Below are 13172 nucleotides of genomic sequence, written 5' to 3'. Positions count from 1 at the left end.
CGTGCGCCCCCGGCCTAAGGTTCGCGCATGCCGTCGGTCACGGCGGGCAGCAGGCGGTTGAGCAGATACTGCATCATGGTCCGCCGCCCGACATGAATGTCGGCTTCCACCGGCATGCCGGGCCGGGGCTGGAAAAAGGGCGGCACCCCATGCAGGGTGTAACGGTCGACTGACAGGCGCACGCGGTAATAGACCGTCAGCGGATCGCCGGTCCCGTCGCTGCCCTGCTGGGCATCGCCGCCCGCGCGGGCAGGCTGACCGGCAAAGGCATCCGCGCTGATGACACGCACGGTCGCTTCCCCGCCGCCGTACTGGGTGTAGGGAAAGGCCGCGAATTTCAGCAGTGCCGGATCGCCCGCACGCACATAACCCGCATCCACGCCGCGCAGGGTCGCTTCCACATCAAGGTGGCTGCCGGTCGGCACCAGCGTCATGAGCGGACTGGCCGCCTGAATGACCGAACCGGCGGACAGGTGCGCGATGCTCAGCACCACCGCGTCACGATCCGCCCGCATGACGATCAGGTCATGATGCAGCATGGCCTTGCTGTAGCTGCCATCAGCATCCGCCAGCCGGTGCTGGGCCAGCGCCAGATCCTGATACACGGTCGCGTGCCAGTTGCTGGCGTAGCCATCGCGCTGCGCCTTCATCGCATCCAGCCGGGCGCGCGTGCTGTCGGCCTCATGCCGGGCGGATACCTGCGAACGCACCACTTCCATCAGGGTGTCCTGTGCCGCCAGCGTGGACAGGCGGCTGCCGACCTGTTCATGCTGCAGGCGCTGGCGCATGTCCTGCACGTCGCGGGCAACGCGCGCGCGGGCGCCATACATCGCGGCACTGGCCTCATAGCCCTGCAGTTCGCTCTGCAATGCTGCGATCTGACGGTCATACCCGGCCATCTGCGCGTCATATTCCGCCTGCCGGCGCAGATAGGCTGCCGCCTCCTGCACCGATGCGGGGTCGTTCATGTCAGCCCGGTAGGGCCTGCCCGCCGCTTCCGCCGTACGGCGCGCGACCTCAGCCCGGTACGCCATGACCTGATGGCGCAGGTTGGTCACATCCGCATCCGTCATGGTCGGATCAAGCCGGGCCAGCACCTGCCCTTTATGCACGGTATCGCCCTCATGCACGTCAAGCGAGCGGATGAGCGAGGTTTCCAGTGGCTGGATGACCATCGTCTCGTCAAAGGGCGTCAGTGTGCCATTCACGCTGATGACCCGATCCAGCGGGAAGAAGGTCATGACCAGCAGACCCGCCCCGGCAAGGGCCGCGACCAGCCAGACCACATACCGCGCCGCATCGGATGGCGGCAGATCCACCAGCGCGGCACTGGGTGAGTAGAACGCCAGCAGCGCGGGCGGCAGATCGGCCGGAACATCCGCGGCCGGGGGCGGCAGGACGGACAGGATGCCGCCCACGCCATCATCGCCCGCATCGTCCGGCGCGGGGGGGGCGAGGTCGCCGTCGCTCATGCCGCGTCTCCGTGCAGGGAGGACGGGGGCGGCGCATCGTTGCCGCCACCATCGTTGAAACGGTTCTGCTGCATCCACAGGGTGCGGTAGATGGGGCTGCGCGTCAGCAGTTCGGCATGCGTGCCGATGGCCGCGACACGTCCCCGGTCCATCACACAGATCTGGTTGCAGTCCACCAGCGAGGCGAGACGGTGCGAGACGATCACCATGGTCCGACCGTGGGCGAGGCGACGCAGGTTGGCGTTGACCACGGCCTCGCTTTCCGGATCGAGGGCGGAGGTCGCCTCATCAAGGATCATGAGCTTCGGGTCGGAAATCACCGCGCGCGCTATGGCAAGCCGCTGCCGCTGTCCGCCGGAGATGTTGGTGGAACCTTCCTCGATCCACGTATCGTAGCCTGCCGGCATCCGTTCGATGAACTCTTCCGCCCCCGCCAGACGGGCGGCGCGGATCACGTCCTCCAGCGTCAGGCCGGGACGACCGGCGATGATGTTGTCGCGTATCGTGCCCCGGAACAGGAAATTGTCCTGCAGCACCACCCCGCACGAGCGGCGCAGGTAGGTCAGGTTGATCTCGCGCAGGTCGATGCCGTCAAGGCGCAACTGCCCCGTATAGTTGCGGCTGACGCCCTGCAGCAGCCGCGTGATGGTGGACTTGCCCGACCCGCTGCGCCCCACCAGCCCCAGCATGGTGCCCGCAGGCACCGAAAACGTGACATCGGACAGGGCTGGACCGGATGCGGCGGGATAGGTGAAACAGACATCCGAAAACGCCAGCGCGCCGCGGATGGGCGGACGCAGGCCGGTGGTAAGGGCGCGCGTCTCGGTCGGGCGGTTGAGCACGGAGCCCGCTTCGGACAGGGCGCTGCGCACTTCGTTCAGGTCATCGATCAGCCGCGCCATGCCCACCAGCGGTGCTGCCACGCGCCCCCCCAGCATCATGAACGCCATGAGCGCCCCGGCTTCCATGTCCGCCGTGGGGGCGGTCAGGGCCAGGTACGCACCGACAAGGATGATGCCGCGATTGATGAACAGGTCCAGCGGCATGACGGCGCTCGCCACCCAGTTGCCCATGCGTCCCGCATCCAGCGATGCCGTTACGACAGATGCTGTTTTTTCATCCCATGCTTCCCGCCGCACGGGTTCCAGCGCCAGTGTCTTGACCGTACGGATACCGGCGACGGTTTCGTACAGCGTGGCGCTACGGTCCATTTCGGCACGGACCTGCCGCCCCACCATGCGCCCCATGCCCGGCATCGCCACCAATATGATGCCGCCGATCAGGGCTGCCGCCGCCACGGTCATCCACGCCAGCGAAAAGCTGAGCCAGAACAGGAAAGGCAGCACCACCAGCAACGTGAACAGGTCGAGAAAGGTACTGAGCAGCCTGCCGGTCATGAACTGGCGCACCCTGTAGATGGCACTGACGCGGCCGATCACGTTGCCGGTCTGCTCGCGTTCGAAAAACTCCAGAGGCAGGGCAAGCAGCCGGTCGAAAACCGCCAGAGAGATGCGCGTATCCAGCCGCGTGGTCAGCACCAGCGTCAGTTCGCGCCGCGCGTAGCTGAGCAGGATTTCGTAAAACGCCATGACCACGACCAGCCCGGTCAGGGAAATGAGGGTGGCCATGGAATGGAAGCTGACCACCCGGTCGATCACCTGCATCACGATCAGCGGTGGAAAAACCGCCAGCACGCTTATGACGACGGAAGCCAGAACCACATCGCGCAGCAGCCGCCGTTCCCCCAGCACAAGCCGCCGCAGCCATGCGAAATCGACCGGTTCCTCGACCGGTGCCCCACCACCGCGCCCGCGCACCAGCAGCACGTCGCCCCCCCATACGGCGCACAGGCGCAGTTCATCGACCGCGACAGGCGGACTGTCGGGACTGGCGAACGGATCGACCAGCCAGATGACGCCATTCACCTCGTCCGCACCGACCATAAGCCCTGCCGAACCGTCGTTGAACATCAGGGCTACGGGCGGGACATCACGCAGGCGAACAAGGTCGCGCCATTGCAGGTGCAGGCCACGGGCGGTCCCGCCATTTTCCTCCACCCACCGTGCGAGGGCGGGGATGGAAGGAGCCGCATCGTCGGATGCGCCCGCGAAATCATGCACATCAAGATCAATGCCGTGAAACCGTGCCGCACGCAGCACCGCCTGTAGCCGGATCAGGGCTGGCGCGGGGCGGGACGGGCCGCCCGCCTGGTCCGCTGTCTGGTCTGAATGGCCCACGGCATCCCTTTGCTTTGCAGGTTCTGTCCATCACGGCCACCAGATCTAGGGACACAAAGCTGAAGGGTTCCTTAACAGGTCATGTTTTCATGCAGGCCCCGGCGGACATATGGCAAAACGCGCGCTGGCCAGCACGTCCCCCGCCAGCGCCGCACGCCATGCCGCCTCCTGCCCGGTCGGAGGCAGCACGACGATGCGGGTGAACCATTTCACGCCCCCCGTAGCACGCCTGCGGAATATATCGCCCAGTGCGGCGGCGATCCCCTCGCCTCGCCCCGTGCAGCACAGGCATCCGGCCACATGTGCAAACGGGGACGTTACGGCGTTGATCACCGCCACATCGGCCCATGCCCCGACGGCTGGCGGCGTGCGGCCATCGCCCACCACCAGCAGCGTATCGGAACGCGGGACGGGTATGGCGGTCACGAATTCCAGTGGGATACGCCCGTCAGCGGTCATGACTTTCTCCGTTCATCGGGCCGGGCCGACGGCATTCTCCCCTTATGGGCAATGATACTGGACACCGGCCGGAAGTTGGGGGAATAAAGAGCACCAGACATACCCAATGCAAGACAGCCGGAATACGGGCCTGAACCTGCCGCCCGCGCGTGGTGACATGCCCCTGTCATGAGATTTCAGGATAACAATGACCACTCGTCCCCATCTTCTCGATGCCCTTCGCGACCAGGTTCTGCTGTGTGACGGCGGCATGGGCTCCCGCGTGCAGCTACTGGATCTGGAAGTCGAGCGCGATTACTGGGGGCAGGAAAACTGCACCGAGATCCTGAACCTGTCGCGCCCCGAACTGGTACGCGAAATCCACCGTGGCTATTTCGAGGCCGGGGCAGACATGGTGGAAACCAACAGCTTTGGCGGCTCGCCCATCACGCTGGGTGAATTCGGGCTGGAAGACAGGGCGCGGGAAATCAACCGCACGGCAGCCCATCTTGCACGCGAAGCGGCGGAAAGCTTTTCGGACGGGCGCCACCGCTATGTCGTCGGCTCCATCGGGCCGGGCACCAAGCTGCCTTCGCTGGGCAATATCGATTACGACACGCTGGAAGCCGGTCTGGCCGAACAGTGCCGTGGCCTGATCGAAGGGGGCGTGGACTGCCTGCTGATCGAGACGTGTCAGGACACGCTCCAGATCAAGGCCGCCGTCAATGGCGCCAAGATCGCGCGGGCGGAGATGGGCACGGATACCCCCATTTTCGTGCAGGTCACGGTCGAGACGACCGGCACGCTTCTGGTCGGGCCCGACATCGCGGCGGCAGCCACGGTCATAAACGCGCTGGACGTGCCGCTCATGGGCCTGAACTGCGCCACCGGCCCGCAGGAAATGGCCGAACATGTACGCTGGCTGGCCGAAAACTGGCCGGGCCTGATCTCGGTCCAGCCCAATGCCGGGCTGCCCGAACTGGTCAACGGCAAGACGCACTACCCCCTGACCCCGCAGGAAATGGCAAGCTGGGTTGACCGCTTCATTACCGAGGACGGGCTCAACCTCATCGGCGGCTGCTGCGGCACCTCCACCCCGCATACGCAGGCGCTGGACCAGATGCTGCGCCGCCGCGCGGAAGGTACGGGCCGCATCCGCCCGGCACCCGTGGCACGCAAGCCGGTGTGGATTCCGTCGGTCGCCAGCCTGTATTCACAGGTCCCGCTGCGTCAGGAAAACAGCTATTTCTCCATCGGGGAACGCTGCAACGCCAACGGGTCGAAGAAATGGCGGCAGTTGCAGGAAGCGGGCGACTGGGACGGCTGCGTGGCCCTTGGCCGCGAACAGGCGGCTGAAGGTTCGAATGCGCTGGATATCTGCACCGCCTTCGTCGGCCGGGATGAAATGCGCGAGATGAACGAGGTCGTGACCCGCTTCACCGCCTCGGTCAATGCGCCGCTGGTGATCGATTCCACCGAAACCCCCGTGATCGAGGCCGCACTGAAGCTGCATGGCGGCAAGCCGATCATCAATTCCATCAATTTCGAGGATGGGGAGGCGATCGCCAGCGAACGCATGCTGCTGGCGCGCAAGTTCGGGGCATCCGTCATCGCGCTGACCATTGATGAAGTCGGCATGGCCAAGACGGCGGAAGACAAGCTGCGCATCGCCACGCGTCTGGTCGAATTCGCGTGCGGGAAGCATGGCCTGCCGCAATCCGACCTGATGATCGACCCGCTGACATTCACCATCGGCACCGGCACTGAAGATGACCGCAAGCTGGGGGAATGGACGCTGGAGGGCATCCGCCTGATCCGCGAACGTTTCCCCGATATCCAGATCGTGCTCGGGCTGTCGAACATTTCGTTCGGCCTGAACCCGGCGGCGCGCGCGGTGCTGAATTCCGTCTTCCTTGACCATGCGGTGCGTGCAGGCATGACGGCGGCGATCGTGCATGTATCCAAGATCCGTCCGCTGCACCTGATCGCGAAGGAAGAGGTGAAGGTTGCCGAAGACCTGATCTTTGACCGCCGTAGCGAAGGCTATGACCCGCTGCAGCGCATGCTGGAAATCTTCGCCGACCGCAAGGCCGCCGACGCGGTCAAGAAGGCCCGGGCCGAAACCGCGCCCGAGCGCCTGAAGGACCGCATTGTCGATGGCGACCGCAAGGGGCTGGAAGATGACCTTGCCGAAGCCATGCGCGACATGGCCCCGCTGGACATCATCAACACCGTGCTGCTGGATGGCATGAAGGTGGTGGGCGAACTGTTCGGCGCAGGCAAGATGCAGCTTCCGTTCGTGCTCCAGTCCGCCGAGACGATGAAGGCTGCCGTGGCCTGGCTGGAACCCCACATGGAACGCACCGAAGGCCAGGCCCGTGGCACCATGGTACTGGCCACCGTGAAGGGTGACGTGCATGACATCGGCAAGAACCTTGTTGACATCATCCTGACCAATAACGGCTACCGAGTCATCAACCTTGGCATCAAGGTGCCGGTGGCGGACATGATCGCCGCCGCCCGGGAACACAAGGCTGATGCCATCGGCATGTCCGGCCTGCTGGTCAAGTCCACCGTTATCATGCGCGAAAACCTTGAGGAAATGCACCGCCAGGGCATTGATGCACCCGTCATGCTGGGAGGCGCCGCCCTTACCCGCAATTATGTGGAGGAGGACTGCACCGCCGCCTATGGCGAAGGCGGGCGCGTGGCCTATGCGCGTGACGCATTCGATGGACTGTCGCTTATGGACAAGGTGGTGAAGGGCGAGTTCGACACCTATCTTGCCGCCATCCAGTCCCGCCGCGCAGGCAAGGCCACCCGCACCAACCGTACGCAGGATATCGAGGAGGCGTCGACCCGGGGCTTCGGCCCGGTGGATGTCGCCGCAAGCCGTGCCCGTCGCGCGCGCATGACCGCAGACGAACCCGTCCTCACCCCGCCCTTCTGGGGACCACGCGTTCTGGAAGCGACACCGGAGGCAGTGCTGCCGTTCCTGAATGAACGCTCACTGTACCAGTTCCAGTGGGGCTTCCGTAAACAGGGCCGTTCGCTGGATGACTTCATGGTCTGGGCGCGCAAGGAACTGCGTCCGGTGCTGCGTCAGATGCTGACCATGTGCGCAGAGCAGGACATCCTGCATCCCCGCGCCAGCTACGGCTACTGGAAGGCGGCGGGCGAAGGCAATGACCTTGTGCTGTTTGGCGAGGATGGCACGAATGAAGTCGCCCGCTTCACCCTGCCCCGCCAGCCGCGTGAGGACGGTGCGTGCATTGCCGACTTCGTGCGCGATATCGACGACGCCCAGCGCGACGTAATCGGCCTGCAGGTCGTAACCGTAGGGCAGGATGCATCGGACCGGGCGCGGGAATGGTTCGAGGCTGACCGCTACAAGGATTACCTCTACCTGCATGGCCTGTCGGTCGAAATGGCGGAAGCCATGGCGGAATACACCCACAAGCGCATCCGCGCCGAAATGGGTTTCGCGGCCGAGGATGACCGCGACATGGCGAAACTGCTCCAGCAGGGTTACCGGGGGTCACGCTATTCATTCGGCTACCCCGCCTGCCCCCGACTGGAGGAGCAGGAACCGATCCTGAAACTGCTGGATGCGGAAAAGATCGGTGTATCCCTGACAGACGGCTTCCAGCTTCATCCGGAGCAGTCCACATCGGCGCTCGTGATCCTAAACCCGCACGCCAAGTACTTCTCGATCTGACGCAGGGCATACCATACTGCGTCGCAGGCACGCGGTATGTGATCCGGAATAATGGATACACATGCCGCTCCGTCCGAAAGGGAAGGTAGACAAAAACGGCTGGTATCCGGCACAGGGCTCATGCTTATGAAATCCGGGCCGCTGTGTACATCGTATTATACCAACGGTTATAGAGACTGACCTGTGTAAGCCCACTCTCTGAGACCGATGGATCGGATGGTATCAGGCAGGGCGGCAAGGTTGTGCCAGGCGCCGCAGACGGCGTCGATGATATGCTCGATGCCGTCGAAGACGGTGTTGGACAGCCAGCTGGCGCGTAGGAACTGCCAGATATTCTCGACCGGGTTCAGTTCGGGAGCACGGGACGGCAGGAAGATCAGGCTGACATTGCGGGGCAGCTTCAGTCCGTCGGTGATGTGCCATCCTGCGCGATCGAGTTGCACGACGGCGTGAACGCCGCGAGCGACGCAGCGCGAGATTTCCTCGATATGCAGTTGCATACTAGCCGTACCGATGAACGGTAGCGCCAGGCCGGTGTCCTTGCCGCGCGCCGGACAGATTGCCCTGAATGGCCAGGCATTGTCGTAACGCTGGTCAGTCAGCTGGCGTGGCCGCATGCCTCGCCTGGCCCATTGTCGGACGGTGCCGTTCTTCTGGCCGATGCGGGCCTCGTCCTGGAACCATATCTCGATCGGCTTTCCCTGTGGCAGAGGGCCGGTATGGGCGCTGAGGATGCGGGGAGGTTTTTTTGAATGCCTCCATGACGGCAGGACCCTGCCCCGGATGACGCGGCCGGGTGCTGATAGTCGCGCAGGCCATCGGGCCCTTCGGCATTGAAGCGGTGAACCCAGTCTCGCAATGTCTGGCGGTCCATACCACCACCCGGGCCGCATCGGTGTGGCTCGCTCCGTCACAGATCGCCGCTAGGGTCAGAGGCCGAATAGTCATCCCGTAGCTTCACCGCTCTCGTCATCAGCCAGTTCCTCCCGCAGCAAGAGAATCAGAGCCAACGCCATTCGTCACTTCACACACGAGTCAGTGGCTACATCCTTTAGTGTTAGGCCTTGATATAGTCTGCTGTAGCCGCGATGAGAATGACGGAGAGGAAGGATAAGGCTGTCTTCTCGTATCGGGTTGCAACAACCCGCCATTCCTTAAGTCTCGCCCACAGGTTTTCGACCAGATCCCGATGCCTGTAAGATCATTTGAGACAGGCGATTCTGGATCATTCTTTCCTGGCGGGATCACCGGTTCCAGAGATATTCATGAAATTTGTGCGCGGCATACCCACGGTCACAGACGACATAGGTCGGTGGATGCGACAGGTCGTCGAGTAGAGCATAAGCGGATGCCAGTTCATGCGCCTGACCGGGCGACAGCGTGAAGGACAGCACCCTGCCATGACCATCTGCGGCTACGCAGGCCCTGGCGCCAAAACCTCCACATGAGCGGCCAGGCGCCTCACGATCCCTGTGACGTTCGTCGTATCCCCTTTTTTGGTGGCTCCGGCCGCCTTGTGATGGGCACGGATCGTCGTGCCATCAGGAAAAACCATGCCCGGCGCCGGGTCCGTGCCCCTGACCTTTTCAGACAGGCGCTGCCAGACACCGGGTTTCGACCAGCGAATGAACAGTTGTGCGGCAATCCACCAGGGACCAAACCCGGACGGCAGGGCGCGCCACTTCGCGCCGTTCTGATGGCGCCAGAAAATCACCGATATCGTCCGTCGAAGGTTCCTCGGCGGGGCCTTGCCCTTCGGACGGACTCCCTCGATCAGCGGCTCCAAGACTGACCAGGCCTGATCAGAAAAGACAGGCTGCATCATGCTCATCATAAATAGCTGTGCAGCCCGTTCTGTCATTCAGGACCTAACAGGCCCTGTTTTTTTAAATTAACCCACCTATCAACTGGAAGTCGCCTACCCAGTAACTGCCTTCCTAAACAGCCTGCTGCATTTTCCTGACCAGCGATGTTGTCGAGCGACCGGAAACAATATCGATCAACGCGACCCGACCGCCATTCTGCTTGACGAAATCACCGCCAACCACATTTTCTTCCGTATAATCAGCGCCTTTTACCAGAACATCGGGTTTCAGGGCCCTGATCGTCTCAAGTGGCGTGTCCTCATCAAAAATCACCACCATATCCACATCCCGCAGGGCGCCGATCACCATCGCACGTGCCTGCTCATCCTGTACCGGTCGGCTTTCACCCTTCAGGCGCCTGACGGACTGGTCGCTATTGATCGCCACGATCAGTTTGTCCCCTTCACGGGCAGCGCCATGCAGCAGTGCAATGTGACCGGGATGCACCAGATCGAAACAGCCATTGGTAAAAACGACCCGCGCGCCATGCTGTCGCCAGTTCTGGACTACCTGCACTGCCTGATCGAGAGGTAGGGTCTGCCCGGTTTCAACCATTTCAGCCCGCAGCGCGCGGCTCAGTTCCTCTTTTGAAACGCTTGCAGTGCCCAGTTTGCCAACGGCGATGGAGGCTGCGGTGGTCGCAATCACCATGGCCGTATCCAGTGTCTGGCCAGCGGACAGCACTGCCGCCACCGTTGCCACAACCGTGTCGCCCGCACCGGACACGTCATAGACTTCCGATTTGCGGGTGGCCGCGTCGGTCATGGTTCCATCCGTGCGCCACAGGGTCATGCCCTCTTCCGAGCGGGTTAGCAGCACATCCCCCCCAAACGCGGCCGATGCCGCGCGAGCGGCACGCTCGATTTCATCATGCGTGTGCAGGGGCAAGCCGGTCGCCTGGGCCAGTTCCTTGCGGTTTGGGGTAATGAGCGAAGCGCCACGATAAGCCGCCAGATCCCTGCGTTTGGGATCGACGATAACGGGAATGTCCCGATTGCGGGCGGTCGCTATCAGTTCTGCCAGCACATCCTCGGACAATACGCCCTTGGCGTAATCGGAACAGACCAGCACATCACATGTGGCAATCGCAGCCTTGCCAGCAGCGATGAGCCGGGCGGTCAGTTGTGCCGACGGTGTTTCAATGTGTTCATCATCAATACGCACGATCTGCTGGCGCCCACTCAGCACGCGCGTTTTTGTAATGGTAGTCCATTGAGGGTCCGCCAGAATGCCGGTGCAGTCGATAGTGTCCCATGGTGCCAGCGCATGGCGCAGCGCATCCGCCGCTGGATCGCAGCCCACCACACCGATCAGTTTTACGGCACAGCCCAGTGCTGCCGCATTGACCGCGACATTCGCAGCGCCCCCCGGCACGGAAGCCTGTCGGTCGCGCCGGAGCACTGGCACCGGCGCTTCAGGTGAAATCCGCTCCACCGAGCCGTAGATATATTGATCCAGAAGAAGATCACCGATGACGACCAGAGAGCCAAACTGGAAATTTTCAATCATGAACTTCTTACGATCAGGAGTGGGTTACAGGGATATAGATACAGGCAACACCATGAAAATTCACCCATCAAAAACGGACAGGTCTGGGTTACAGGTCGTTCTGCCAATGGGAGTATCCCAGCCTGCTGGCGTCCACGAGTTGTATTTCACGAAAACAGTTTTGTATCGCCATGCGGATTGTGGCAGGCACACGGGAATGGGACAGGGCACTTGATAGGGCGATGGTTCCTGTCCATATTTTCAGCCCTTCGTGTTTGCGGAACCCCTGATGATTGACTTCGGCTTGTGTAAGACCCTGTGGCAGGACTGGCTGAAGGAATTGGCGCTTCCCCTGTGGAGCCAGTGTGGTTTTGACCGCAGCAGAACACTTTACCACGAACGCCTGACCTTTGAGGGCACGCCGGTTTTGCTACCGGAACTGCGTCTGATGGTGCAGGCCCGTCAGGTGGCGACCTATTGCCGTGCCGCACTGGATGGCGTGCATGATGCGGCGGAACAGGCAATTGACTGTCTGGAGGAGATTGGCCGCCGCTACCATGGCAGCGATGGGGAAAAGGGATGGATTTTCTCCCTCGCGCCCGATGGCAGGCCGGGCAATCGTACGCGCGACCTGTATGCACATGCGTTCATTCTTTTTGGTTACGCATGGGCCTATCGCCTTACGGGTAATGGGACTTATCTGGCTACGGCCCGCCAGACCGTTCTGGAAATCGACTTGATCTTCAAAGCGGAAAACGGTGGCTATCGCGACGCCATGCCCACGCCCGACATGATCCGCCGTCAGAATCCGCACATGCATCTGCTGGAGGCTTATCTCGCCCTCTTTGAAGTCTCCTCTGACAGTTTCTATCTCGATTATGCTAGGCAGATCATTGCGTTGGCCCTGAAACATTTTATCGATCCCGGATCGGGAATGCTGCTGGAATACTTTGATTCCAAATGGATTCCGTTGCAGCCTGCAGGCCAGAACAGGGTAGAGCCCGGTCATCTTTTCGAATGGTCGTGGCTGTTTACCGAATACTGCACACTAGCGTCCGACGAGTCCCATGAAGATGCCCTGCTGCGGGTAGCCGATGGTCTTTTCCAGACAGGCAGTCGCCATGGGACCGCTCCCGACACAGCCGATGTATATGATGCAATTACGGAATCCGGCACGCAGCTTGAATTATCCACCCGCATATGGCCCCAGACCGAATTCATGCGCCTGCTGTGCCAGCGCCTGAAAAACGGATTGCCCTGTGACAGGACGCTCCTGTCTATGCAGGCTACACGGTTTTTTACCCTTTATGCACCGGCACGCCTGCATGGTGGCTGGGTAGACAGGTTGACGCCTGACGGGCGTATGCTCGTTGATTATATGCCAGCCAGTTCGCTTTACCATATCTACGGTGCAGCCCGGGAAATCGCGCGGGTGTCCGTTACGCAGGAACAGACCGCGGTGTCGGCACAACCCAATTGATTCCCATGTGCTCCGTCCTTTCTGCGCTAGCAGATACAAATGCGGAAGCCTGTCACATCGTCTGATAACGAGCAATCTTCTCCATCATTAGGTCTTTTAAATGGCATAACATAGTGCCCTTCTCTATGAATGGCTTACGGCCTTTGATCAGACTGTCAGGGCATGGCTTCTTAACAAAAAGGGGTATGCTTTTTGACGGCAGACCGCCCCCCTCGCTTCACAGGCATTTTTATTCTATACTCTCTACAGAAATAAGGTCCTGAAAGCATGATATCCGATGAGAACGTCAATGACCATGTATGACAAAATAAAGGAGCTGAAAGTAGATTTCAGAGTCCAGTTACAGGTGGAGGGTTCGAAAAACCCTCTGGTATTGAGGTCTGCTCTGTGATTCCATTTTCCTTGCGTTGATTGGAGTATGGATCATGAAGCAGGCGGGATTTTTTGACGTTGAAGAGCGGCTTGCCCGGCTGA

At 61.6% G+C, this 13172-nt stretch carries 6 protein-coding genes and 2 pseudogenes; 2 read left to right on the top strand and 6 right to left on the bottom strand.

Going from position 1 to position 13172, the window contains the following annotated elements:
* Positions 1–14: 14 nt before the first annotated feature.
* The 3 genes from ACBR42_RS09240 to ACBR42_RS09230 form a co-directional block, all read right to left on the bottom strand.
* On the bottom strand, positions 15–1472 hold the full coding sequence (locus ACBR42_RS09240) for an HlyD family type I secretion periplasmic adaptor subunit (RefSeq protein WP_110547525.1): 1458 nt from the start codon (positions 1470–1472) through the stop codon (positions 15–17).
* On the bottom strand, positions 1469–3709 hold the full coding sequence (locus ACBR42_RS09235) for a peptidase domain-containing ABC transporter (RefSeq protein ID WP_102325144.1): 2241 nt from the start codon (positions 3707–3709) through the stop codon (positions 1469–1471). Before ACBR42_RS09235 ends, ACBR42_RS09240 begins: the two co-directional genes overlap by 4 nt.
* An 87-nt stretch (positions 3710–3796) precedes the next feature.
* Positions 3797–4168: a hypothetical protein gene (locus ACBR42_RS09230; RefSeq protein ID WP_371207816.1), complete on the bottom strand. Its 372-nt coding sequence runs from the start codon at positions 4166–4168 to the stop codon at positions 3797–3799.
* 187 nt (positions 4169–4355) lie between these two features.
* Here ACBR42_RS09230 and metH point away from each other — a divergent pair, with 187 nt between their 5' ends.
* The gene (metH, locus tag ACBR42_RS09225) at positions 4356–7865 is read left to right on the top strand and encodes a methionine synthase (protein WP_371207815.1); all 3510 of its coding nucleotides are present in this window, start codon (positions 4356–4358) and stop codon (positions 7863–7865) included.
* 167 nt (positions 7866–8032) lie between these two features.
* Here the strand turns inward: metH and ACBR42_RS09220 are convergent.
* The 3 genes and pseudogenes from ACBR42_RS09220 to rfaE1 form a co-directional block, all read right to left on the bottom strand.
* Positions 8033–8838: pseudogene (locus ACBR42_RS09220) on the bottom strand (IS630 family transposase).
* An 84-nt stretch (positions 8839–8922) separates the two neighbouring features.
* A pseudogene (locus ACBR42_RS09215) lies at positions 8923–9687 on the bottom strand (IS5 family transposase).
* A gap of 115 nt (positions 9688–9802) precedes the next feature.
* Positions 9803–11239 (bottom strand): D-glycero-beta-D-manno-heptose-7-phosphate kinase, encoded by a 1437-nt coding sequence (gene rfaE1 / locus ACBR42_RS09210; protein ID WP_371207814.1) that lies wholly within the window; start codon positions 11237–11239, stop codon positions 9803–9805.
* 268 nt (positions 11240–11507) lie between these two features.
* On the opposite strand from rfaE1, the gene ACBR42_RS09205 reads away from it, so the two are divergent.
* Positions 11508–12698: an AGE family epimerase/isomerase gene (locus ACBR42_RS09205; protein WP_371207813.1), complete on the top strand. Its 1191-nt coding sequence runs from the start codon at positions 11508–11510 to the stop codon at positions 12696–12698.
* Positions 12699–13172: the final 474 nt, after the last annotated feature.

Source organism: Komagataeibacter sp. SM21, assembly GCF_041402665.1.
GTDB classification, from domain to species: domain Bacteria; phylum Pseudomonadota; class Alphaproteobacteria; order Acetobacterales; family Acetobacteraceae; genus Komagataeibacter; species Komagataeibacter saccharivorans.
This window is presented reverse-complemented; position numbering and strand designations above follow the sequence as displayed.